Annotated in this window: 18 protein-coding genes and 1 tRNA gene; 16 read left to right on the top strand and 3 right to left on the bottom strand. The window is 67.9% G+C overall.

Annotation, left to right across the window (positions count from 1 at the left end):
* Positions 1–202 precede the first annotated feature (202 nt).
* Positions 203–1,693 carry an exopolyphosphatase gene (gene ppx, locus V8Z80_RS19910; protein WP_155194287.1) on the bottom strand — a complete coding sequence of 497 codons (1,491 nt, stop codon included), beginning with the start codon at positions 1,691–1,693 and terminating at the stop codon, positions 203–205.
* A 213-nt stretch (positions 1,694–1,906) separates the two neighbouring features.
* Between ppx and ppk1 the strand changes: the two genes are divergently transcribed.
* From ppk1 to V8Z80_RS19940, 6 genes are all read left to right on the top strand, one after another.
* Positions 1,907–3,985 (top strand): polyphosphate kinase 1, encoded by a 2,079-nt coding sequence (gene ppk1, locus V8Z80_RS19915; protein WP_155194286.1) that lies wholly within the window; start codon positions 1,907–1,909, stop codon positions 3,983–3,985.
* A 201-nt stretch (positions 3,986–4,186) separates the two neighbouring features.
* Positions 4,187–5,230 carry a phosphate ABC transporter substrate-binding protein PstS gene (pstS, locus tag V8Z80_RS19920; RefSeq protein WP_336063227.1) on the top strand — a complete coding sequence of 348 codons (1,044 nt, stop codon included), beginning with the start codon at positions 4,187–4,189 and terminating at the stop codon, positions 5,228–5,230.
* Positions 5,231–5,345: 115 nt separating this feature from the next.
* A complete protein-coding gene (pstC, locus tag V8Z80_RS19925; protein ID WP_155194282.1) occupies positions 5,346–6,359 on the top strand; it encodes a phosphate ABC transporter permease subunit PstC in 1,014 nt (337 codons plus the stop codon).
* 59 nt (positions 6,360–6,418) lie between these two features.
* On the top strand, positions 6,419–7,252 hold the full coding sequence (gene pstA / locus V8Z80_RS19930) for a phosphate ABC transporter permease PstA (RefSeq protein ID WP_442952009.1): 834 nt from the start codon (positions 6,419–6,421) through the stop codon (positions 7,250–7,252).
* Between the two features lie 34 nt (positions 7,253–7,286).
* A complete protein-coding gene (pstB, locus tag V8Z80_RS19935) occupies positions 7,287–8,072 on the top strand; it encodes a phosphate ABC transporter ATP-binding protein PstB (protein WP_155194279.1) in 786 nt (261 codons plus the stop codon).
* 153 nt (positions 8,073–8,225) lie between these two features.
* Positions 8,226–9,824 carry a GMC family oxidoreductase gene (locus V8Z80_RS19940; RefSeq protein ID WP_336063228.1) on the top strand — a complete coding sequence of 533 codons (1,599 nt, stop codon included), beginning with the start codon at positions 8,226–8,228 and terminating at the stop codon, positions 9,822–9,824.
* 30 nt (positions 9,825–9,854) lie between these two features.
* Here V8Z80_RS19940 and V8Z80_RS19945 read toward each other — a convergent pair whose 3' ends face one another.
* The gene (locus V8Z80_RS19945) at positions 9,855–11,522 is read right to left on the bottom strand and encodes a methyl-accepting chemotaxis protein (RefSeq protein ID WP_336063229.1); all 1,668 of its coding nucleotides are present in this window, start codon (positions 11,520–11,522) and stop codon (positions 9,855–9,857) included.
* A gap of 326 nt (positions 11,523–11,848) precedes the next feature.
* Between V8Z80_RS19945 and treS the strand changes: the two genes are divergently transcribed.
* The 4 genes from treS (at position 11,849) to V8Z80_RS19965 (ending at position 16,287) form a co-directional block, all read left to right on the top strand.
* A complete protein-coding gene (treS, locus tag V8Z80_RS19950) occupies positions 11,849–13,924 on the top strand; it encodes a maltose alpha-D-glucosyltransferase (RefSeq protein WP_336063230.1) in 2,076 nt (691 codons plus the stop codon).
* 107 nt (positions 13,925–14,031) lie between these two features.
* Complete coding sequence (locus V8Z80_RS19955; RefSeq protein ID WP_336063231.1) at positions 14,032–15,204, top strand: mechanosensitive ion channel family protein; 1,173 nt, start codon at positions 14,032–14,034, stop codon at positions 15,202–15,204.
* A 101-nt stretch (positions 15,205–15,305) separates the two neighbouring features.
* On the top strand, positions 15,306–16,118 hold the full coding sequence (locus V8Z80_RS19960; RefSeq protein ID WP_155194270.1) for an aspartate dehydrogenase: 813 nt from the start codon (positions 15,306–15,308) through the stop codon (positions 16,116–16,118).
* Between the two features lie 92 nt (positions 16,119–16,210).
* A tRNA-Pro gene (locus tag V8Z80_RS19965) sits at positions 16,211–16,287 on the top strand.
* A 154-nt stretch (positions 16,288–16,441) separates the two neighbouring features.
* On the opposite strand, the gene V8Z80_RS19970 is transcribed toward V8Z80_RS19965, so the two are convergent.
* Complete coding sequence (locus tag V8Z80_RS19970) at positions 16,442–18,460, bottom strand: helix-turn-helix domain-containing protein (RefSeq protein WP_155194268.1); 2,019 nt, start codon at positions 18,458–18,460, stop codon at positions 16,442–16,444.
* A 178-nt stretch (positions 18,461–18,638) separates the two neighbouring features.
* On the opposite strand from V8Z80_RS19970, the gene V8Z80_RS19975 reads away from it, so the two are divergent.
* The 6 genes from V8Z80_RS19975 to V8Z80_RS20000 are packed head-to-tail and all read left to right on the top strand — an operon-like array spanning position 18,639 to position 24,435.
* Positions 18,639–19,430, top strand: a complete 792-nt coding sequence (locus V8Z80_RS19975) for an SDR family oxidoreductase (RefSeq protein WP_155194266.1) — start codon at positions 18,639–18,641, stop codon at positions 19,428–19,430.
* Between the two features lie 54 nt (positions 19,431–19,484).
* Positions 19,485–20,732: a branched-chain amino acid ABC transporter substrate-binding protein gene (locus V8Z80_RS19980; protein ID WP_336063232.1), complete on the top strand. Its 1,248-nt coding sequence runs from the start codon at positions 19,485–19,487 to the stop codon at positions 20,730–20,732.
* 7 nt (positions 20,733–20,739) lie between these two features.
* On the top strand, positions 20,740–21,681 hold the full coding sequence (locus V8Z80_RS19985) for a branched-chain amino acid ABC transporter permease (RefSeq protein WP_336063233.1): 942 nt from the start codon (positions 20,740–20,742) through the stop codon (positions 21,679–21,681).
* Positions 21,678–22,955, top strand: coding sequence for a branched-chain amino acid ABC transporter permease (locus V8Z80_RS19990; RefSeq protein WP_336063234.1), 1,278 nt, complete (start codon positions 21,678–21,680; stop codon positions 22,953–22,955). The genes V8Z80_RS19985 and V8Z80_RS19990 overlap by 4 nt, the downstream gene beginning before the upstream one ends.
* Complete coding sequence (locus V8Z80_RS19995) at positions 22,952–23,716, top strand: ABC transporter ATP-binding protein (protein WP_155194259.1); 765 nt, start codon at positions 22,952–22,954, stop codon at positions 23,714–23,716. Before V8Z80_RS19990 ends, V8Z80_RS19995 begins: the two co-directional genes overlap by 4 nt.
* On the top strand, positions 23,713–24,435 hold the full coding sequence (locus V8Z80_RS20000) for an ABC transporter ATP-binding protein (RefSeq protein ID WP_155194257.1): 723 nt from the start codon (positions 23,713–23,715) through the stop codon (positions 24,433–24,435). Before V8Z80_RS19995 ends, V8Z80_RS20000 begins: the two co-directional genes overlap by 4 nt.
* Positions 24,436–24,454 lie beyond the last annotated feature (19 nt).

The raw sequence follows: 24,454 nt of genomic DNA on the forward strand, positions 1-24,454 counted from the left end.
CGGCGACGGCATCGCCCGACGCCCCGACCGGCCTCGGTGGACGTGTCCCAGCCGCTTCCCGCTTCCCGCTTCCCGCTTCCCGCTTCCCGCTTCCCGCTTCCCGCTTCCCGCTTCCCGCTTCCCGCTTCCCGCTTCCCGCTTCCCGCTTCCCGCTCCCCGCCTCCAGCCTCCCTCACACCCAGTGCCCCGCCAATCCTTGCCCTCAAGCCCGATTGATCAACTCGAACGAATATCCGATCTTGCGCCATTCGGCTTCTTCGTTCTGCAGCGTGAAGTCGGTCAAGGGGTGCCCGACCCGCCATCCCGGATCCACCCGCACCACGATGGAGTCGCCCCGCACCGATACCGACAGCGGCAGTTCGGGCAGGTCTTCGCGCCGGCGCAGCAGCAGCACGGCCAGCCGCAGGCACAGGATGGCCAGCCATTGCGTACGGTCCTTGACCATGGGCTGGATCTTGCCCAGCTTGCCTTGGTGGCCCAGCGTCAGCAAGGCCAGCAGCGACTGGTCGTCGCGCGAGAAGCCGGGCATGTCGGCGTTCTCCAGCACGTAGGCCGTGTGCTTGTGATAGGTGTTGTGGGCGATGGAAAGGCCGATTTCGTGCAGGTCGGCCGCCCAGCCCAGCGCGTGGCGCAGCTCCTCGCGCCGCTCGCCCTCGGGCATCAGCTTGTCGAACAGCGTCAGCGCGGTGCTGCGCACGCGCGCAGCCTGGGCGGCATCGACGTGGTAGCGCTTCATGAACTGGCGCACCGATTCGTCGCGCTTGTCGTGGTGGTCGTCGCGGCCCAGCAGGTCGTAGAGCACGCCCAGCCGCAGCGCCCCGTCGCCGGTATTCATGTGGCTGATGCCCAGCTCGTCGAAGACCGCGCTCATGATGGCCAGGCCGCCGGGCAGCACGTCGGCACGCTCCAGCTTGATGCCCGGCAGTTCCGAGGGGATCACGCGGCCGGCGCGGATGATCTTGTCCTTGAGCTTGTCCATGCCGGCGCGGGTGATGCCCTTGGTCGACAGTCCGCCCTCGGTCAGGATGGCGTACAGCGCCTTGGCCGTGCCCGACGAGCCGAAGGCTTCCTTCCAGCCCATCTTGCCGTATTCCTTGGCGATCACCTCGATCTCGCGGCGCGCGGCCAGCTCGGCGGTGCGCATGCTGTGCGCATCGACGTTGCCGCCGGGAAAGAACTGCCGGCTGTAGCTGACGCAGCCCATGTACAGCGAGGACATCAGCACGGGCTCGAAGCCCTTGCCGATGATGACCTCGGTCGAGCCGCCGCCGATGTCCACCACCAGCCGCTTGGCCGGCGAGGGCGGCAGGCTGTGGGCCACGCCGGAGAAGATCAGGCGGGCTTCCTCGCGCCCGGCGATGACCTCGATGGGAAAGCCCAGCGCCTGCGAGGCGCGCGGCAGGAACTCGGGCGTGTTGCGGGCGACCCGGAAGGTGTTGGTCGCCACCGCGCGCACGCGGTTGGGATGGAAGCTGCGCAGGCGCTCGCCAAAGCGTTCGAGCACCGCGATGGCGCGGTCGATGGCCTCGTCCGACAGCCGCTTGGAGGCATCCAGCCCGGCCGCCAGCCTGACGGTCTCCTTCAGGCGGTCGATCTGGTAGATCTGCGCGCCGCCGTCTTGCTGCACGACCCTGCCGATGGACAGGCGAAAGCTGTTTGAGCCGAGGTCTACGGCGGCAAGAAGGTGTTCCATGCGTGCTTGGACTTGATGCGTGGTAAGGGGTGCGCCATTATAAATAGCGGCGCTTGTCATCTTCCGGCCATCCGGGCTTTTTGCGTGGCATGGCCGCTGCCGGCAAGCGCGCCGGGCCAGGCGCGGCGCCGTCCGGCGGCGGCCGGCTCGGTGTAATAGAGTCGACACCTGAGTGTAGTAAAACGCCTGCAACCCCAATACCATGGACGCCGCATGCCCGCCCGACCGCCCTCCGAGCCCTTGCTCCTGAACCGCGAGCTTTCCCTGCTGAAATTCAACGAACGGGTGCTGGCCATGGCCGAGCATCGCGATACGCCGGCGCTAGAGCGCCTGCGCTACGTGTGCATCGTCAGCTCCAACCTGGACGAATTCTTCGAGATCCGCATCTCCAGCCTGAAGGAGCAGCAGCGCCAGACGCCCGACCAGGTGGGCGACGATGGCCTGACGCCCGGCCAGGCCTTCGAGAAAGTGCAGGCCGCGGTGCACGAGCTGGTCGCCAAGCAGTACGCCCTGCTCAACGATGCCATCCTGCCCAGCCTGCGCCAGCACGGCATCGCGCTGCATCCGGCGACCGAATGGACGCCCGAGCAGCAGGCGTGGGCGCTGGACTGTTTCCATCGCGAGGTCATGCCGCTGCTCACCCCCATCGGGCTGGATCCGGCGCATCCCTTTCCGCGCGTCTACAACAAGAGCCTGAACTTCATCGTGCCGCTATCGGGCATCGACGCCTTCGGGCGCAAGGCGTCCATCGCCGTGGTCCAGGCGCCGCGCGCCTTGCCGCGCCTGCTGAAGATGCCCGAGGCCGTATCGGGCCATCGGCACGGCTACGTGCTGCTGACCACCCTGATCCGGGCCTTCGTCAGCGAACTGTTCCCCGGGCTGGAGGTGCAGGGCTGCTACCAGTGGCGAGTGACCCGCAACAGCGACCTGTTCGTCGACGAGGAAGAAGTCACCAATCTGCGCCAGGCCCTGCAGGGCGAGCTGTCGCAGCGCAACTTCGGCGCGGCCGTGCGGCTGGAAATCGACCGCATGACCCCGCCCGAGCTTGAAACCTATCTGCAGCGCGAATTCGGCCTGAGCAGCGCCGACACCTACCGCGTGAACGGTCCGGTCAATCTGTCCCGCCTGATGCAGCTGTGCAGCGTGGACGACTGCGCCGACCTGCTGTTTCCGCCGCACCACGCCGCCGTGCCCGCGCCGTTCGACCAGGTCGCCGGCAAGCCGGCCGAGCTGTTCGCCGCCATCGCGGCGGGCGACCGGCTGCTGCACCATCCCTACCAGTCGTTCCAGCCGGTCATCGATTTCCTGACCGCCGCGGCGCTGGACCCGGACGTGGTGGCGGTCAAGCAGACCATCTATCGCACCGGCGAGGATTCCGAGCTCATGCGCCTGCTCTTGTCGGCCGCCAAGGCCGGCAAGGAGGTGACGGTGGTGGTCGAGCTGATGGCGCGCTTTGACGAGCAGACCAACATCAACTGGGCGGCGCGCCTGGAAGAGGTGGGGGCGCATGTGGTGTACGGCGTGGTCGGCCACAAGACGCACGCCAAGATGGCCCTGGTGCTGCGCCGCGAAAAGGGCCGCATCCGCCGCTACGGCCACCTGGGCACCGGCAACTATCACCCGCGCACCGCCCGCCTGTACACCGATTTTGGCCTGCTGACGGCCGATCCCGGCATCTGCGAGGACATGGACAAGGTGTTCTCGCAGCTGACCGGCCTGGGCGCGCGCCGCACGCTCAAGTCGCTGCTGCAGTCTCCCTTTACCCTGCACGAAACGATGGTGCAGCTGATCCGCGCCGAGGCGCGGGCCGCCCGGGCCGGCCGCAAGGCGCGCATCATGGCCAAGATGAACTCGCTGCTCGAGCCGGCGGTCATCCGCGAGCTGTACAAGGCCGGCCAGGACGGCGTGCGCATCGACTTGATCGTGCGCGGGGTATGCGCCCTGCGCTCGGGGGTGCCCGGGCTCTCCGAGAACATCCGGGTGCGTTCCATCGTGGGACGCTTTCTCGAGCATTCGCGGGTCTTCTATTTCCATGCCGAAGGCAAGGAAGTGGTCTACCTTTCGTCGGCCGACTGGATGGAGCGCAATTTCTTCCGCCGCGTCGAACTGGCGGTGCCGGTGCGCGACAAGGCCCTCAAGAAGCGCGTGATCCACGAGGCCTTCACGGTGGCGCTGCGCGACAACCAGCTGGCCTGGCAGCAGCGGCCCGACGGCGACTATTCGCCGGTGCGCAGCCGCGCCGCGCCCGTCAACCTGCACCAGACGCTGGACGAAGCCTTGCGCAACAGCTAGCAGGACAAGCCCGCAATATTGCCCGGGTTAAAAAAGGGGCAACGGCCCTTGAAAGCCGGCAAGCGTTATGGATCTGTCACATTTGGTCGAATATATGACTGTCATAATCGTGTCACCTTGGCTCCTTAATATGCCTGCATAGCAGGGCGTTGGGCCTGTTCTCGAATATCCCCCAACACACAACATGACTAGGAACTAGCAATGTTCAAGCGTGCATTCAAACAATTGTCGTTGAGCGTCGCCCTGGGCGCCGCGGCCTTCGCCGCTCAGGCAGTCGATATCACGGGCGCCGGCGCTTCGTTCCCCTATCCCATCTACGCCAAGTGGGCCTCCGACTACAAGGCTGCCACCGGCAACGCCGTGAACTACCAGTCCATCGGTTCGGGCGGCGGCCAGCAGCAGATCATCGCCAAGACGGTCGACTTCGGCGCTTCGGACGATCCCCTGTCGGGCGAGAACCTGCAAAAGAACGGCCTGGTGCAATTCCCCGCCGTCATCGGCGGCGCCGTGCCCGTGGTCAACGTGCAAGGCATCAAGCCCGGCCAGCTGCGCCTGACCGGCCCCGTGCTGGCCGACATCTACATGGGCAACATCAAGAAGTGGAACGACCAGGCCATCGCCGCGCTGAACCCCGGCGTGAACCTGCCCGACACCGACATCGTCGTCGTGCACCGTTCGGACGGCTCGGGCACCACCTTCCTGTGGACCAACTACCTGTCCAAGGTCTCGCCCACCTGGAAGGAAAAGGTCGGTGAAGGCAAGGCCGTGAAGTGGCCGGTGGGCCAGGGCGGCAAGGGCAACGAAGGCGTGGCCGCCTACGTCGGCCAGCTGGCCAACTCGATCGGCTACGTCGAGTACGCCTACGCCAAGCAGAACAACCTGTCCTGGACCCAGCTGCAGAACGCCGACGGCCAGATGGTCCAGCCCGACGCTGACGCCTTCGCCGCCGCCGCCGCCAACGCCGACTGGAACAGCGCGCCCGGCATGGGCGTGGTGCTGACCAACGAGCCCGGCGCCAAGTCGTGGCCCATCACCGCCGCCACCTTCATCCTGATGCAAGCCACCACCGACCGCCCCGCGCAAAGCAAGGCCGTCATGGACTTCTTCGACTGGGCCTTCAAGAACGGCGCCAAGTCGGCGGCTGAACTGGACTACGTGGCCCTGCCCAACGAAGTCACCGACCAGATCCGCAAGGTCTGGGCCGAGCAGATCAAGGACAACAAGGGCCAGCCGGTCTGGAAGTAATTGATCTTGCAGTCTTTTCCGGGGGCGCAACGCCCCCGGCCTGCCGCGCACCGACAAGCGCGGCAGGCCTTTCTCCGCATCGCTTGTCTCGTCCCTCCTCCAGGAAAGCCCATCCATGAGCGCGGTAATGGATAATAATGTGCCGAGAACCGGCCCCATGTCGTCCGTTCAAACCGGCACGCCTTCCCCCATGCAGAAAAACCGCAACGCGCTGATGGATGCGCTGTTCAAGAACCTTACCCGTACCTTTGCCTTCCTGGTGTTCAGCCTGCTGGCTGCCATCATGGCATCGCTGGTCTATGGCAGCAGGGAAAGCCTGTCCGAGTATGGCATCGCTTTCCTGTGGACCAACGAATGGGACCCCGTCAATAACGTCTACGGCGCGCTGGTGCCCATCGTCGGCACCTTGATGACCTCGTTCATCGCGCTGATCATCGCCGTGCCGGTCTCGTTCGGCATCGCCATGTTCCTGACCGAGCTCTCGCCCACCTGGCTGCGCCGGCCGCTGGGCACGGCCATCGAGATGCTGGCGGCCATCCCGTCCATCATCTACGGCATGTGGGGCCTGTTCGTTTTCGTGCCGGTGTTCCAGCGCTACATCCAGCCCGGCCTCATTTCCACGCTGGGCAATCTTCCGCTGGTGGGCGGCTTCTTCTCGGGGCCTCCCTTCGGCATCGGCATCTTCACGGCGGGCCTGATCCTGTCGATCATGATCATCCCCTTCATCGCCGCGGTGATGCGCGACGTGTTCGAACTGGTGCCGCCGCTGCTCAAGGAATCGGCCTACGGCCTGGGCAGCAGCACCTGGGAAGTCATGTGGAAGGTCGTGCTGCCCTATACCCGCGCCGGCGTCATCGGCGGCATCATGCTGGGCCTGGGCCGCGCGCTGGGCGAAACCATGGCGGTCACCTTCGTCATCGGCAACGCCTTCCGCCTGCCCGACTCGATCTTTGCGCCGGCCAACTCCATCGCCTCGGCGCTGGCCAACGAGTTCAACGAAGCCGGCGGCATGCAGAAATCCGCCCTTATCGAGCTGGGCCTGATCCTGTTCCTGATCACTACCGTGGTGCTGGCGCTTTCCAAGGTGCTGCTCCTGCGTTTGTCCAAATCTGAAGGCAGCAAGACCTGATGGCCGCGAATCCTTCCTCCCTCCCGTCGGCGCACACGGCGCCGGCCACCGTCCTGCGCATGGACAACCCCATCTACCGGCAGCGCCGCGTGGTCAACAAGGTCATGCTGACCTTGTCGCTGGCGGCGCTGACCTTCGGGCTGTTCTGGCTGTTCTGGATCATTGCCACCCTGGTGATCAAGGGCGGGGCGGCCATGAGCCTGACGCTGTTCACCGAGATCACGCCTCCTCCCGGGCAGGCGGGTGGCTTGCTCAACGCCATCCTGGGCAGCGTGGTGATGGCCGGCGTCGGGACGCTGATCGGCACGCCCGTCGGCATCCTGGCGGGCACCTACCTGGCCGAGTACGGCCACCGCGGCTGGCTGGCCCCGGCCACGCGCTTCCTGAACGACGTGCTGCTGTCGGCCCCTTCCATCGTCATCGGCCTGTTCATCTATGCCGTCTACGTGGTCCAGGTCGGCCACTATTCGGGCTGGGCCGGCGCGCTGGCGCTGTCCATCCTGGTGATCCCGGTCGTGGTGCGCACCACCGACAACATGTTGCTGCTGGTGCCCAACAGCCTGCGCGAAGCCAGCGCGGCGCTGGGCTGCCCCAAGTGGCGCATGATCGTCATGGTCTGCTACCGGGCCGCCCGCACCGGCATCATCACCGGCGTGCTGCTGGCGGTGGCCCGCATCTCGGGCGAGACCGCGCCGCTGCTGTTTACGGCCCTGTCCAACCAGTTCCTGTCGTTCAACATGAACGGCCCCATGGCCAACCTGCCGGTGGTGATCTTCCAATACGCCGCCAGCCCCTTCTCCGACTGGAACACCCTGGCCTGGGCGGGCGCGGCACTGATCACCCTGCTGGTGCTGGGCATCAACATCCTGGCTCGCAGCCTGTTTCGCAAATAACGCGACGGCCCACTGAATTCGTACTGGATACGCTATGGAAAAAACCACGCAGGCCGCCGCGCAGCCGGCCGCCAAGATCGAAGTCAAGAACCTGAACTTCTACTATGGCAAGTTCCACGCCATACGCAACGTCAGCATGTCCATCCGCGAGAAGCGCGTGACTGCCTTCATCGGGCCTTCGGGCTGCGGCAAGTCCACGCTGCTGCGGACGTTCAACCGCATGTTCGAGCTCTATCCCGGCCAGACCGCCGAGGGCGAGATCCTGCTGGACGGCGAGAACCTGCTGACCACCAAGACCGATATTTCGCTGATCCGCGCCAAGATCGGCATGGTGTTCCAGAAGCCCACGCCGTTTCCCATGAGCATCTACGACAACATCGCCTTCGGCGTGCGCCTGTTCGAGAAGCTCAGCAAGGGCGAGATGGACGAGCGCGTCGAATGGGCGCTGAGCAAGGCCGCGCTCTGGAACGAAGTCAAGGACAAGCTGCACCAGAACGGCAACAGCCTGTCGGGCGGCCAGCAACAGCGCCTGTGCATCGCGCGCGGCGTGGCCATCAAGCCGCAGGTCCTGCTGCTGGACGAACCCTGCTCGGCGCTGGACCCGATCTCCACGGCCAAGATCGAAGAGCTGATCGCCGAGCTCAAGAACGACTACACGGTGGTCATCGTGACCCACAACATGCAGCAGGCGGCCCGCTGCTCGGACTACACCGCCTACATGTACCTGGGCGAGCTGATGGAGTTCGGCGAGACCGACCAGATCTTCGTCAAGCCCGCGCGCAAGGAAACCGAGGACTACATCACCGGCCGTTTCGGCTGATCCCGTTCCGGGCGCAGGGCTTTCCTTGGCAAGAGCGGCTTCGGCCGCTTTTGCTTTTTGGCCCTTCGCGGCGGGTCGACGGCGCGCCCTCCCGCAGGGCGGCGGCGCCTTCTATACTGTGCCAGCCTGATTCACGAGAACAACAGGATGGGCATGGAGACATACGACTACATCATCGTGGGAGGCGGCTCGGCCGGCTGCGTGCTGGCCAACCGCCTGAGCCGCGATCCCACGGTGTCGGTGCTGTTGCTGGAGGCGGGCGGCAAGGACAACTACCACTGGATCCACATTCCGGTGGGCTATCTGTACTGCATCGGCAATCCCCGTACCGACTGGCTGTACAAGACCGCGCCCGAGCCCGGGCTGGGCGGGCGCTCGCTCATCTATCCGCGCGGCCGCGTGCTGGGCGGCTGCTCGTCCATCAACGGCATGATCTACATGCGCGGCCAGCGCGAGGACTACGAAGAATGGGCCCGCCTGTCGGGCGACCCGGGCTGGCGCTGGGATGCCGTGCTGCCTTACTTCAAGCGCAGCGAAGACTATCACCGGGGCGCCGACGACCTGCACGGCGCGGGCGGCGAGTGGCGCGTCGAGGCGCAGCGCCTGCGCTGGGATATCCTGGAAGCCTTCGCCCAGGCGGCCGAGCAAACCGGCATCCCGCGGGTGCAGGACTTCAACCGCGGCAACAACTTCGGCACCGGCTATTTCGAGGTCAACCAGAAAGGCGGCTGGCGCTGGAATGCGTCCAAGGCGTTCCTGCGGCCGGTGATGCGCCGGCCCAACCTGCGGGTGCAGACCGGCGCGCACGTCCAGCGGCTGCAGTTCGAGGCGCGGCGCTGCGTGGGGGTGCAATGGCGCCAGGGCGGCAGGCAGGTGGCCGCGCGGGCGCGCCGCGAAGTCGTGCTGGCCGCCGGCGCCATCAACACGCCCAAGCTGCTGGAGCTTTCGGGCATCGGCGAGCCGGCGCGCCTGCGCGAGGCGGATATCGCCTTGCGCCACGCCTTGCCGGGCGTGGGCGAAAACCTGCAGGACCACTTGCAGCTGCGCGTCATTGTCAAGGTGCAAGGCGTCAAGACGCTCAACCGCGTGGCCGGCAGCCTGCTGGGGCGGGCCGGCATCGGGCTGGAGTACCTGCTGCGGCGCAGCGGGCCCATGAGCATGGCGCCCTCCCAGCTGGGCGTGTTCGCCTTGTCCGACCCGGGGCAGGGACGGCCCAATGTCGAGTTCCACGTGCAGCCGCTGTCGCTGGGCGCCTTCGGCGAGCCCCTGCATGCCTTCGATGCGTTCACGGCCAGCGTTTGCAACCTGCGGCCAAGCTCGCGGGGCAGCGTGCACGTGCAAGGGGCAGATCCCGACGCGGCGCCCTGGATCGCGCCCAACTACCTGTCGACCGCAGCCGACCGCCGCGTGGCGGTCGACTCCATCCGCCTGGCCCGGCGCATCGTGGCCGCCCCGGCGCTGGCGGCCTACCAGCCGCAGGAATGGCTGCCCGGGCCGCAGGCCCAGAGCGATGAGGCCCTGGCCGAGGCGGCGGGCCTGATCGGCACCACGATCTTTCATCCCGTGGGCACTTGCGCCATGGGGCGTTCGGCCGACCACGGCGCGGTGGTGGACGCGCAGCTGCGGGTGTTCGGGCTGGAGGGGCTGCGGATCGCCGACGCCTCGGTCATGCCGGTGATCACTTCGGGCAATACCAATTCGCCCACCATCATGATCGCCGAGCGGGCGGCCGACCTCATGCTTGCCGCCTAGGGGCGGCCGGCGCGCCGAAGGCCCCGGCGTTCAGGCGGGCGAGGGCAGCGGCGGCAAGGGCGCGCGCGCCGGGCCGGCGCCCCCGTCCGGCAGCCGGGCCTGCACGTCGATGACCTCGCCTTGGCCGAGCTTGAATATCTCGACCGAATGCTGCAGCATGCGGGCCTGTTCCTCCAGCGCCACGGCGGCGGCCGCCGCCTGTTCGACCAGCGCGGCGTTTTGCTGAGTGTTCAGGTCCATTTGCGAGACGGCCAGGTTGACCTGCTCGATGCCTATCGATTGTTCGGCCGAGGCCGCGCTGATTTCGCCGATCACGTCGCTGACGCGGGTAACCGAGGCCAGCAGCTCACGCACCGTGTCGCCCGCCGTCGCGACCTGGCGCGAGCCGGCCTGCACGCTTTGAGTCGATTCGGCGATCAAGGCCTTGATTTCCTTGGCGGCCTGGGCGCTGCGCTGGGCCAGCGAGCGCACCTCCGAAGCCACCACGGCAAACCCTTTGCCTTGCTGGCCGGCGCGGGCGGCTTCCACGGCCGCGTTCAGGGCCAGGATGTTGGTCTGGAAGGCAATGCTGTCGATCACGCCGACGATTTCGCCGATGCGGTCCGCGCTGCGGGAAATCTGCCGCATCGTGGCCTCGACCTGCTCCATGGCCGTGGCGCCCTGGCGTCCGACTTCCGATGCCCCCAGCGCCAGCTGGCTGGCCTGGGCGGCGTTCTCGGCGTTCTGGCGCACGGTGGAGGCCATTTGCTCCATGCTGGCGGCGGTCTCTTCCAGCGAGGCGGCCTGCTCTTCGGTGCGCTGGGACAGGTTGTTGTTGCCGGAGGCGATTTCCGCCGCGCCGGCGTTGATTTCATTGACGCCCCGGCGCACCTGGCCGACCGTGCGGGCCAGGCTGGCCTGCATGTCGCGCAGATAGGGCATCAGCTGCCCGACGCAGTTGGCGCCGAACAATTCGATGCGCGCGGTCAGGTCGCCGGCGGCGATGCGCTGGAAGTGCTCGCGCACGGTGACCAGCGGACGGCGTACGTAATGCACGATATAGCGGTCGGCCAGCACGAGCAGCGCCACGAACAGGGCCAGCAGGCCGAGGATCGCCGCTTCGGCGGCCTGGCGGCGCGACTGGGCGGCGTGCGCGCTTTGCGCGGCGTACTGGTCTGCATGGTTTTCGTAGGCTTGCATGGCCTGGCCGAATGCCGCGCTCAGCGTGGCGACCGTCTGCGCGTTATGGCTGCGATAGGCCTGCAGGTCGCGGTTCTGCAGGTGGGCCGCCAGCGGCTCGATTCCCTGGCTCAGCAGGGCTTCGTAGCTGCGGACCAGGGCGGCGGCCTGCTCCGCGTTCTGGTGCTCGGACACGTGGGTGCGGAAGGCCTGGAAATGGCGCGCGGCCTGCGCGAGGTTGCGGCGAGCCTCGGCGGCCAGGGGCGCCGCGTCGGCGGCGGCGCCGTCCTCGAGCAGATCGTACTGCAGGCCCAGCTGCAGGCGGGCCTGCAGCAGCCGGTCGTTGGCCCTGGAGAGTTCGCTCAGCTCGCGCAGCAACAGGTGGCTGACGTGCAGCGAATCGCCGGCCGCGCGCAGCGCGTTCAGGCTCAGGAACGACAGGCCCGCCACCAGCAGGCCGATCAGGGCCAGGGCCCACAGCACTATTTTGCGGATGGTGATGTTGCGCAGGAAGGCAAAAGGGGGAAGGGAGGTTGTCACGGTGTCGCCAGCAAAAGAGGTCAGGAACTGGAGGAATGACAAGGACTGAAGAGCTTGCGCCCGGTCGGGGCGATGCAAGCCGCACGGCAAGCTGCGATTCTGCCGCCGCGCCCATGCCGGCGTCATGTATCAAAATGTAGGGTCGCAATTTGAATTGTTTCCGGATGTTTGAAGGGCGGGAGTTTCCCTGGCTCGCGGCTGGCGCCGGGCAAGGGCCGGGCGTTCACGTTTTCTTGCGCGCCTAACGCGCTGCTACCGCCTGCTTGCACAGCCTTGCCGCAAAGCTTGCTAGGCTGGGTTTCCCGCAACCGTGCGCAGGTAGCCCGATGCCGCCCCCCGATCCCGAATACGTCCGATGGCTGGTCGAGCACTCCATGCTGGCGCAGGCGCGCCGGCGGGCCCGGCTCTACGGGGGGCAGGCGCGCATGTGGGTCCATCCCTATGCCGAAAGCAATCCGCGCCCGGCCCTGGAGATCGCCTCGGTATGGTTCTCGGCCTATCCGGATTCGATCATCACCGCGCCGGGCGAGTCGGTGCTCAAGACCCTGGGCAGCGCCACGCTGTGGCAGGCCCTGTCGGCGATCGGCGTGCAGGCCATCCACGTCGGCCCCACCAAGCAGTCGGGCGGCCTGCACCAGCGCGTCCTGACGCCGACCGTGGACGGCAATTTCGACCGCATCGGCCTGGGCATAGACCCGCGCTTTGGCACGGAGGAAGAGTTCGTGGCCATCAGCCGCATGGCATCGGCCTTCAATGCGGTGGTCGTCGACGACGTGATTCCCTCGCACACGGGCAAGGGGCCCGATTTCCGGCTGGCCGAGCTGGGCTACGAGGATTATCCCGGGCTCTATCACATGGTGGAGATCAAGCCGGAGGACTGGCACCTGCTGCCCGAGGTGCCGCCCGGGCGCGATGCGGCCAACCTCAGCCCCGAGACCGTGGACGTGCTCAAGGAGAAGTGCTACATCGTCGGCCAGCTGCAGCGCGTGATCTTTTTCGAGCCGGGCGTCAAGGAAACCGACTGGAGCGTCACCGGCGAGATCGAGGGCGTGGACGGCAAGGTCCGGCGCTGGGTCTACCTGCATTACTTCAAGGAGGGCCAGCCTTCGCTGAACTGGCTGGATCCGAGCTTTGCCGCGCAGCAGCTGGTGATCGGCGATGCGCTGCACAGCCTGGACGTGATGGGCGCGCGCGGCCTGCGGCTGGATGCCAACGGTTTCCTGGGCGTGGAGCGGCGCCCCAACGACAAGGCCTGGTCGGAAAGCCATCCGCTGTCGCTGGTCGGCAACCAGTTGCTGGGCGGCATGATCCGCAAGGCGGGGGCTTTCAGCTTCCAGGAGCTGAACCTGACGGTGGATGACATCGCCGCCATGTCCAAGGGCGGCGCCGACCTGTCCTACGATTTCATCACGCGCCCGGCCTATCATCACGCGCTGCTTACCGGCGATACCGAGTTCCTGCGCCTGATGCTGCGCACCGTGCACCAGTTCGGCATCGATCCGGCTTCGCTGATCCATGCGCTGCAGAACCACGACGAGCTGACGCTGGAGCTGGTGCATTTCTGGACGCTGCACGCCGACACGCCCTTCGTCTATCGCGGCCAGACCTGGCCGGGCGCCATCTTGCGCGAGCATATCCGCGAAACCCTGTACGAGCGGCTGAGCGGCGAGCATGCGCCCTACAACCTGCGCTTCGTCACCAACGGCATCGCCTGCACCACGGCCAGCGTGGCGGCCGCGGCGCTGGGCATCCGCGACCTGGACCAGATCGGTCCCGAGGAGATCCGGCAGATCCGGCGCCTGCACCTGTTGCTGGCCATGTACAACGCGCTTCAGCCGGGCGTGTTCGCGCTGTCGGGCTGGGACCTGGTGGGCGCCTTGCCGCTGCCTTCCGAATCCGTGGCCGAGCGCATGATGGACGGCGACACGCGCTGGATCGAACGGGGGGCCTACGACCTGGTGGACGTCGATCCGCAGGCCACCGAGTCGGCGCAGGGGCTGCCGCGCGCGCGCTGCCTGTACGGCAGCCTGCTGGCGCAGCAGAACGATCCGGAGTCCTTCGCCTGCCAGTTGCGGCGCATCCTGGCGGTGCGCCAGTCCTATGGCATCGCGGCCAGCCGGCAGTTGCCGATTCCCGACGTGAGCGCCCCCGGCCTGCTGGTGATGATCCACGAACTGCCGGCGGGGCGGGGCACGCAGATCACCGCGCTGAACTTCGGCGCCGAGCCCGTCGAAGAGGAAATGCTGCTCAACGACGTGGCGCCCGGGCCGGTGGTGGACATGATCAACGAACGCATCGAGGGCGATCTGCAGGAGGACGGCAAGCTGGTGATCAGCCTGGAGCCATACGAGGGCCTGTGCCTGCGGGTCGCCAGCGCGGTGCCTTCGCTGGGCGGCCATTGACCAAACCGCACGGGTTGTAAAAAAGGGCTTGCAAGCGCCCACCGGGCCGCCGGGCTTGGCTAACTTTATGGCTGAGACCGTCCTGTCGCCAAGCCTAGGAGCCGCCGATGGATCCCGAGTTGATGCAGCGCCATCCCCTGGCCGTGCTGCTGGTCATGCTGGCGCTGGCCGTGGTGGTGGCCCTGGTGGTGCATCGCCTGGGCGCCACCGTCCTGCGCCGCCTGACCCGCCGCCGCCCCTTGCTCTCGATCATGGTCGAGCGCGCCTACGAGCCCAGCCGCTGGCTGCTGGTCGTGATGGCGGTGCACGCGGTACTGCAGGGCGCGCCCGACGGCCTGCCGGGCGTGGTGGTGCTGGCGGGGCTGACCCGGCTGCTCCTGATCGCAGTGGTCACCTGGCTGCTGATCCGCTGTTGCGGCGCCGTGGGCGAGGGCATCGTGCAGCTCAATCCGGCGGACGTGGCCGATAACCTGGGCGCGCGCCGCATCCAGACGCAGACGCGCGTGCTGGTGCGCAGCGTCAACCTGCTTATCCTGGTCATCGGGCTGGCCGCCATGCTGATGACCCTGCCCGGCGTGCGCCAGATCGGCGCCAGCATCATGGCCTCGGCCGGCCTGATGGGCCTGGTGGCCGGCTTTGCGGCCCGGCCGGTGCTGGGCAACGTGATCGCGGGGCTGCAGATCGCCATCACCCAGCCCATCCGCCTGGACGACGTGCTGATCGTCGAGGGCGAATGGGGCCGCGTCGAGGAAATCACCGGCGCCTACGTGGTCATCCGCATCTGGGACGAACGGCGCCTGGTGGTTCCCCTGCAGTGGTTCATCGAAAACCCCTTCCAGAACTGGACGCGCACCTCGTCCCAGCTGATCGGCACGGTGTTCCTGTGGGTGGACTACCGCCTGCCGCTCGATCCCATGCGCCAGGCCCTGCAGCGCCTGTGCGAAGAGGCGCCGGAATGGGACCGGCGGGTATGCGTGCTGCAGGTGGTGGAAACCAGCGAGCGGTCCATGCAGGTGCGGGCGCTGGTCAGCGCGCGCAGCTCGGGCGAGGCGTGGGACCTGCGCTGCAAGATCCGCGAGGGCCTGATTGCGTTCGTGCAAAACGAGTATCCGGATTGCCTGCCGCGGCTGCGGGTCGAAGGCGAGGTACAGGGGAGCGGCAGGCCCGAGCCTGGGCAACCCGCGCGGCCGGGGCCGTCCGGCGAGCAGGAAGGGCTGTCGGGCGGCGATGCGGATCCGACGGCCGATATCGTGGACGGCGGGCAGGCGGTGCGGCGGTGAGGGGGAGGTTTTTCCGCTGGCTGCACGGCGCCGCATATGGATAGAATCGTGCGGCAAGCGGCGCTGCCAGCGCAGGCCCGGCGTACCTTTTCTGGAAACCCATGAACAAACGTGTAGGACTCATCGGCTGCGGCGCCATCGGCGCGGCCATCATCCGGCAATGGCCCGAGGCCGGCCTGCCCGATTGCGAACTGGCGGCCGTCCTGGTCCGTCCGGAGCGCGTCTTGACCGTGCCGCCGCTGCCTGGAGGCAGTTTCGCGGTGCACACCGATATCGAGGCTTTTCTGGCATCGGGCCTGGATATCGTGCTGGAGGCCGCGGGCCATGCCGCCGTCGCGCAGTATGGCGAGCGTATCCTGGGCAGCGGGATCGAATTCTGCGTCATCTCGGTGGGCAGCCTGGTCGACGAGGCCCTGCGCGCGCGCCTGCTCCAGGCCGCCGAGGCGGGGGCGGGCAGGCTGGTCGTTCCGGTGGGCGCGATCGCCGGCCTCGACGGCCTGGCCGCCTTGCGCTATGCGGGCCTGCACTCCGTGCATTACCTTTCCAGCAAGCCGCCCATGGCGTGGATGGGGACCCCTGCCGAGTCGCTTTTCGACCTGCCTGCGCTGACCGAGCGTACCGTCATATTCAGCGGCAATGCGGCCGACGCGGCGCGCCTGTATCCGCGCAACGCGAATCTTGCCGCCGCGGTCGCCTTTGCCGGATTGGGCCTGGAACGCACCCAGGTCACACTGGCCGCCGACCCCGCATTGCGGGGCAACGAAGGCCGCATCGAGGCGCAAGCGCAAGGCTCGCGCCTGAGTGTGGTGGTGTCGGGCAACAGCGATCCGGCCAACCCCAAGACCTCGCAGACCGCAGCCATGAGCCTGCTGGCCGCGCTGCAAAGGCGCACGGGCGTGCTCACCTTTACATAGCGGCGCCGGCCGGCTGCAAGCCGCCAAGGCGGGCCTGGCCGCTGGGGTACAATGTGTCCCCGTTGCCGCTGGATCGCCAGCCGGCAACCCGTCGGGGCGTAGCGCAGCCTGGTAGCGCATCTGCTTTGGGAGCAGAGGGTCGCGAGTTCGAATCCCGCCGCCCCGACCATATCCATCAAAGGGTTAGCTGACATCTTCGGCTAGCCCTTTTGTGTTTTTGGAGGCCGGAGCGGCAAGCAATGGTATTCCCTGGTCATCCATGCAGGCGGGCGAAGGCCGGCTGGCAATGCCGCCATCATCCAGGCCATCGGACGGCGCGCCGGTTAGGCAGCCCGGGGGGCGCCGTCCTCGGCCAGGCCGGTGTTCCATAGCCGCAACGCCATATGGATCTCCAGCGCGCGCCCCGGATCGTCCCAGTCCCCGGCCAGGGCCTGGGCGCTGGCCAGGCGCTGCCTGACCGTATTCACATGGATCCCCAGGCCGCACGCCGTGGCCGTGGCGTTTTGCTTGTTGTCGAAATAGGCCAGCAGGGTTGTCGTCAGCTGCGATCCGCGCCGCCGGTCCTGCTCGATGAGCCTGCCGATCGTCGAGTCCAGGAACCGGTGCAGTGCGGCGCGGTCCTGCGTCTCGAACAGCACCGAATACAGCGCCATCTCGTTCTGCCCGATGATGCGTCCGCGCAGGCCCAGCCGGCTTACGACAAGCAGCGCGCGACGCAGCGACGCATATAGCGCCGGCATCTGGGCCGCGCTGTGCACCGGGCGCGACTGCACTGCCAGGTAGTTCGTGCCCAGTTCGCGGCGGGCGAAGGCGCCGAACGCATCGGCCAGCGTCTGGGCAAGCGAGACCCCGCACACGAAAGCCAGCACGCCGTCCACTTCGTCCAGCACCACGCCCGGCAGCGCCAGGGCGGCACGCATGCGCCGGGCCAGGAAGCCGGGTTCGGGCCGGGCGGGTTCGACCAGCAGCAAGGACATGGGCTGCGAGAGGTCCAGGCCGTGGCGCTCGGCGCGCTCGCGCGTCAGGGCCGGCTCGCCCTGGCGGGGTGAAATCAGGGTTTGCAGCAGTTCGGAAACGTCGCGGTGCCGGCTTTCCTCCATGCGTTCTTGCGAGAGCAGCACGATGCCGATGACGCTGGTGCTGCGCTCGAAGGTGCGGATGGAGGTGTCGCTCAGGTCTTCGCGCCGGAACAGCAGCACCGAGCCCAGGACGCCGCCGCCGCCGATGACCGCGATGGCGCGGCACAGCTCGCCATCGCTTTCGTAGGCCAGCGCCGAGCGCCCGGCGCGCCGGCTTTCGCGTAGCGCCTGCGTCAGGGCCGCGCTGTGCGGGCCGTGCGGCCGGTAGGCGCCGGCCGCGGCGCTCGCATAGCCGGCGGCGTCGGCGCGCGCGATGACCTGGTGCGCCTCGTCCAGCACCAGCACGCTGCCGTGCAGCAGCTGGGCGATGGACAGGCAAAGCTCGCCCAGCGTGGCGCCGCGGGCCAGCAGCGAGGTCAGCCGCTCGTGCGCCTCGACGGCGCCCTGCACGTCCAGGGCGTGGCGCTCCAGCTCGGCGCGCGCCTGGTCGGCCTTCTCCAGGGCGGCCTGGGCGTCGGCGAAGGCCTTGGCGTTGGTGATCGCCACGGCGGCGTGGGTCGCCAGGGTGCTCAGGATGGAGATGTTCAGCGCGGTGTGGGTGCGATGGTAGCGGTCCGCCACGAAGAGCAGGCCGATGACTTGCTCGTCGCGGATCAGCGGCGCGCCGACCAGCGCGGCCACGCCTTCGGCGCGGAACGTGTCGTCCAGGGCGGGATCGTGTTCGAAGCGGTTGTCCTGCAGGTAATGGGGCGTGGCGAAAGGCAGGCGCGTGCTCATGACCACGCCGGCCACGCCGCGGTTGCGGCGCGCCGTCATGCGGCCGATGGGCTCGGAGATGGCGCCGTCGGCAACGACGACCTTGAATTCGCCGGCCGGCTCGTCGTAGATGGTCAGCCAGCACAGGTGCGCCCGCAGCAGCCGGCGCGCGCGCACCACGATCGCCTTGAGCAGCTCGGACAAGTCCAGCCGGCCGGCCAGGTCCTGCGCCGATTCGATTACCGCCAGCATGCCGCGCTCGCGTTCCTCGTGCTGCTCCAGCCGGTGGCGCAGGGCCATCGCCATGCGCGCCAGTTCGACCAGGCCGTGTTTGTGCGGCAGCCCGTCGGGCAGGCCTTCGACGGCGGCCAGGCGGGCCGCGAAGGCCTCGGCCGGGGCGTTTTCATGCAGCAGGCCGAGCAGGCCGGCGGCGACGGACGCGGCATCGGCCTGCGGCGGCAGGCCGGGGGCGGGGCGGGCGCTATCGCTGTGCGGGGGGTGGGGCATGGGGCTGGCCGCGGGGCGCGCGCCCGCATAAGGGCGCGCGGCAGTGCAGGAGGGATGTCGATATATGTGCATTAATCATATCAATAATGGGTTGGCTATGTGTGGGCTGCACATAGCCAGGCGCCCCTGCCCTGCATGACACTGCCCTCTATTCCAAAGAGGAGACACGCAGGTGCACATGAGCTTCATCGACGCGCTGCGCCCGCCGCCGGGCTTGCGCGTACTGGTCTCGGCCGGCGCGGCGGGCATAGGCGCCGCCGTGGCCCGCGCCTTTCGCGAGACGGGCGCGCGGGTCCACGTGTGCGATATCGACCGCGCAGCGCTGGACCGGCTGGCCGCCGAGGCGCCCGGGATCACCACGAGCACGGCGGACGCCTCGGTGCCGCGCGACGTGGACGCGGTCTTCGGCGACGTGCGCAACGCGCTGGGCGGCCTGGACGTGCTGGTCAACAACGTGGGCATCGCCGGGCCCACCGGCCCCATCGAGCAGTTGCGCGACGGCGATTGGGCCCGCACGGTCGACGTGAACCTGAACAGCCATTTCTATTTCGCCAGCCGCGCCGTTCCGCTGCTGAAGGCCTCGGACAGCAATCCCTGCCTGATCGCCATGAGTTCGGTGGCGGGCCGGCTGGGCTATGCCTTGCGCACCCCCTATGCATCCACCAAGTGGGCGGTGGTGGGTTTCATGAAATCGCTGGCCATCGAGCTGGGCCCGCACGGGGTGCGCGTCAACGCCATCCTGCCCGGCACGGTGGAGGGCGAGCGCATGAACGGCGTGATCGGCGCGCGCGCCGCCGCCGCCGGCGTGCCGGCACACGCCATGCGCGAGCAGTACCTGCAGAAGATTTCGCTGCGCCGCATGGTCACGGCCCAGGACGTCGCGGCCACGGCGCTGTTCCTTTGCTCGCCGGCGGCGCGCAATATCACGGGCCAGGCGATCAGCGTGGACGGGAACATGGAGTACCTGTAGGGCGGGGACGGCCTGCCAATGGCAATTTTTCATTCAAGAATACGGAGACAGACCATGAACAAGATCGACTTTTCCACCCTGGCCGGCGCCTGCGCGGCGGCCGCCTTGTGCGCCTTCCCCGCGGCGGCGGCGCCGGTCAAGATCGGCCTGGTGGAGACCCTGTCGGGCCCGCAGGCGTCCTCGGGCCAGGCCTATCGCGCGGCGGTGCGCTATGCCGTGGACCGGATCAACGCGGCGGGCGGGTGGAACGGCGAGCCGGTGCAGCTGCTGGAGTACGACAACCAGGGCGGCCCGGCCGGCGCCGCGGACAAGCTCAAGGCCGCGGCCGCCGACGGCGTGCAGCTGATCGTGCAGGGCGCTTCCTCGGCCATCGGCGGCCAGATCACCGAAGACGTGCGCAAGCACAACCTGCGCAACCCGGGCAAGGAGATGGTCTACATCAACATGGGCGCCGAGGCCCTGGAGCTGACCGGCCAGAAGTGCAACTTTTATCACTTCCGCTTTGCCAGCAATGCGCAGGTCCGCGCCAAGGCGCTGGTCGAAGGCATGAAAAAGGCCAATGCGCTGGGCAGCAAGGTCTATGCCATCAACCAGAACTATTCCTGGGGCCAGGACATGGAGCAGGCCATCGTGGACAACCAGGCGGCGGGCGGCTACACGGTGGTGGCCAAGACACTGCACGACGTCAACAGGATCCAGGACTTCGCGCCCTATGTGGCGCGGATCACGGCCTCGGGCGCCGACACCGTCCTGACCGGCAACTGGTCCAACGACCTGCTGCTGCTGATGAAGGCCTCGAAGGCGGCCGGCCTGAAGGCGCGCTACGGCACGGTATACCTGGACCAGCCGGGCAATCTTGCCAACGCGGGCGAGCTGGCCGAAGGCAACTTCGTGGTGCATACCTTCAACGCCGAGGCCGGCGGGGCCGATGCCGAGCAGTTCGTCAACGACTACCGGGCCAAGACGGGCCGCCCGCCGGTATTCATCGAGCCGCAGACGGTTTTCGGGATGTTGATGGTGGCCGACGCGCTCCAGCGCACGCCGGCCCGGGACGGCAAGCTGGACGTCAACGAGTTCGCCAGGACGCTGGAGACCACGCGCATCCAGACGCCGATGGGCGAGATGAGCATGCGCGAGGCGGATCACCAGGTGCAGATGCCGATGGTGGTTTCCGTCGTGTCGCGCCAGGCCAGGCTCAAGGTCGACGGCACGGACATGGGTTTTGCGCCGGCCCTGCTGCTTTCGGCGCAGGAGGCCTCCACGCCGGCCCAGGCCAGCTGCCAGATGAAGCGCCCCGGCTGACCGGACCATGGAACAGGTTTTTTTCTCCCTGCTTAACGGCATCGTCTACGGGCTGGTGCTGTTCATGGTGTCCGCCGGCCTGACGCTGATCTTCGGCATGATGGGCGTGCTCAATTTCGCGCATGCCTCCTTCTACATGCTGGGCGCCTACTTCGCCTATACGCTGCAAGGCGCACTGGGCTTCTGGCCGGCCGTGGCGGCCGCGCCGCTGCTGGTGGGCCTGATCGGCGTGGCGGTCGAGCGCTACTTCCTGAGGCGGGTGCACCGCCACGGCCATGCGCACGAATTGCTGCTGACCTTCGGCCTGTCGTTCATCATCGCCGAGTCGATCAAGCTGTTCTACGGCAACTATCCGGTGGACTACCGCGTGCCAGCGTTCCTGGATTTTCCCGCCTTCAGCATCGGCGCGACCCAGTATCCCTTCTACCGGCTGCTGATGGGCGGCATCGCCATCGCGATGTTCGTGTCCATCTACCTGCTGCTTACCCGCACGCGGGTCGGCATCGTGGTGCGTTCGGCCATCTACAAGCCGCACATGGCCGAGGCGCTGGGCCACAACGTGCCGCTGGTCTTCATGGGCGTCTTCGGCGCCGGGGCGGCGCTGGCGGGCCTGGCCGGGGCGGTGGCCGGCGCCTTCTACACCACCAATCCGAACATGGCGCTGGAGCTGGGCGTGATGGTGTTCGTGGTGGTCGTGGTCGGCGGGCTGGGCTCGCTGGCCGGCGCGATGGTGGCATCGCTGCTGATCGGCATCATCACCTCGCTGGCGGTGGCGGTGGACCGCAGCCTGGCCGACCTGCTGGCGCTGGTCGGCGCCGGGGACTGGGCGCGCGAGATGGGCGGGTTGATGACGCTGCGGCTGTCCAGCCTGGCGGCCACGCTGCCCTTTGCCCTCATGCTGCTGATCCTGCTGGTGCGGCCGGGCGGCCTCATGGGAGAGAAGGCATGACGACGAGAAGCGCACTGGCCTATTGCCTGGCGGGCGCGGCCTTGCTGGCGGCGCTGCCTTTCCTGCTGTCGCAGGGGCTGCTCAACGCGGCCATCCAGATGCTGATCGCGGCCCTGTTCGCCAGCGCGTACAACCTGCTGTGCGGCCAGGCGGGCATGCTGTCCTTTGGGCACGCCGCCTATTTCGGCGTGGGCGCCTTCGCCACGGTGCATGCGATGAACGCAGTGGGCGGGGCGGGGCTGTTGCCCACGCCGCTGATGCCGCTGGCCGGCGCTGCCGCCGGGCTGGTCTTTGGCGGCATCGCCGGCTGGTTCGCCACCCAGCGCAGCGGCACTTACTTCGCCATGATCACCCTGGCGATCGCCGAACTGGTGCATTCCCTGGCGCCGCACCTGAAGGGCGTGTTCGGCGGCGAGGCGGGCCTGTCCACCATGCGCATGCCGGCCTGGGGCTACGATTTCGGCTCGACCACGCAGGTGTATTACCTGACGCTGGGCTGGGTCCTGCTGTCGCTGGCGCTGCTTTACCTGTACACCCGCACCCCCCTGGGCAGGCTGACGCTGGGGCTGCGCGAGAACAGCCACAGGCTGCGCTTCCTGGGCTATAACGTGCACGGCATGGCCACCCTGGTGTTCGCGCTGTCGGCCATGTTCTCCGGCGTGGCCGGCGGGCTGCAGGTCGTTTCCAACGAGTCGGCCAACTACGTGCTGTTCGAGCCGGCGCTCTCGGCCGCCGCGGTGCTCCATGCCTATATCGGCGGCGTGCAGGTGTTCCTGGGGCCGGCCCTGGGCGCGGCGCTGATGACCTTTTTCGGTTATGCGGTCTCGGACCTGACGCGTTCGTGGCTGCTTTACCAGGGCATCCTGTTCGTGCTGGTGATGATGTTCATGCCCACCGGGCTGAGCGGGCTGATCGGCGCCGCCGGGCGGCTGCACGGGCGCTACGGCCTGCCGCGCGCCATGCCGGCGTTCGTGCTGGCCCTGGGGGCGGGCGCGGCGGCCAGCGCCGGCGCCGTATTCCTCATCGAGCTGCTGCAGCGGCTTTTCTCGCAGGACTACCGCTCGCTGCTGCGGCTCGACCCCGAGGCGCCGTGGCCGCCCGTGGAGCTGTTCGGGCAGGCCTGGCATGCGTCCGATCCGCTTACCTGGGCCGTACCCTTGCTGCTGCTGGCTGCCGCGGGCCTGCTGGCCTGGGGCTGCCGCAGGACGCTGGACCGGCTGGCCGGCGGCGGGCCCGTGGCCCCCGTGCGCGGCGCCAAGGAGGAATTGGCATGAACCCGCCGAATCCAGCGATCCTTTCCATGCAAGGCCTGCGCAAGTCCTTCGGCCTGACCGAGATCATCCGGGGCGTGGACCTGGAGGTCCGCGAAGGCGAACGGCATGCGCTGATCGGCCCCAACGGCGCCGGCAAGTCCACCCTGTTTCACCTGGTATCCGGCCAGCTTGCACCCACCTCGGGCTCCATCCGCTTCGAAGGCCGCGAGATCGCCGGCCGCTCGCCGCAGGCGATCAACCGGCATGGGGTGGCGCGCTCGTTCCAGATCACCAACATCTTCCCCAGGCTGAGCACGTTCGAGAACGTGCGCCTGGCCGTGATGCGCGCCCACGGCCTGCAGTACGCCTTCTGGAAACTCATCGACCGCGACCGCCGCATCCGCGCCGAGACCGAGCGCCTGCTGGAACAGGTCCGGCTTACGGCCAAGGCCCGGGCCATCGCCGGGGAGATGGCCTACTCGGAACAGCGTTCGCTGGAGATCGCGATGACGCTGGCCTCCGATCCCCGGCTGATCCTGCTGGACGAGCCGATGGCGGGCATGTCGCACGAAGAGACGGCCTACACCTCCGAACTGATCCGCGAGGCCACGGCCGGGCGCACGCTGATGATCGTCGAGCACGACATGGACGTGGTGTTCGCGCTGAGCGACCGCATCAGCGTGCTGGTCTACGGGCAGGTGGTGGCCACCGGCGCGCCCGCCGAGATCCGCGCCAACCCCAGCGTGCGCGAAGCCTACCTGGGCGACGAGGTGAATGCATGAACGATACGGATACGACGCTGCTGTGCGTGCAGGGCCTGCACGCGCACTACGGGAAAAGCCATGTCCTGCACGGCGTGGACCTGAAGGTGGCGCGCAACGAGGTGGTCAGCCTGGTGGGGCGCAACGGCTCGGGCCGCTCGACCACCATGAAGGCGATCATGGGGCTGGTCCCGCCCTCGGCCGGACGGGTGCGCCTGCGCGGACGCGAGCTGGCCGGCGCGCGGCCCTATGCGATCTGCCGCGCCGGCCTGGCCTACGTGCCCGAAGAGCGCGAGGTGTTCGCCAACCTGACGGTCGAGGAGAACCTGCGCATGGGCGAGCAGCCGCCCGCGCCCGGCGCGCACCGCTGGACGATGGCGCAGATGTTCGACTATTTCCCACGGCTCAAGGAGCGGCGCAACACCAAGGCCGGCAGCATGTCCGGCGGGGAGCAGCAGATGCTGACCATCTGCCGTTCGCTGCTGGGCAACCCGCTGGTCATGCTCATCGACGAGCCCACGGAAGGGCTGGCGCCCAAGATCGTGGCCCAGGTCGGCGAATGCATCCAGGACATGCACCGCAAGGGCGTGTCGGTGCTGCTGGTCGAGCAGAAGCTGACCATCGCGCTGAAGGTCAGCACGCGCGTATGCGTGATGGGGCATGGCCGCATCGTCTTCGAGGGCAGCCCCCAGGAGCTGGGCGCGAACCAGGCGCTGGTTTCGCAATGGCTGGCCGTATGAGCCCATCGTCCGTCGCGGA

Origin of the sequence: Orrella sp. JC864, assembly GCF_037026685.1 — a bacterium.
Classification (GTDB): domain Bacteria; phylum Pseudomonadota; class Gammaproteobacteria; order Burkholderiales; family Burkholderiaceae_B; genus Orrella.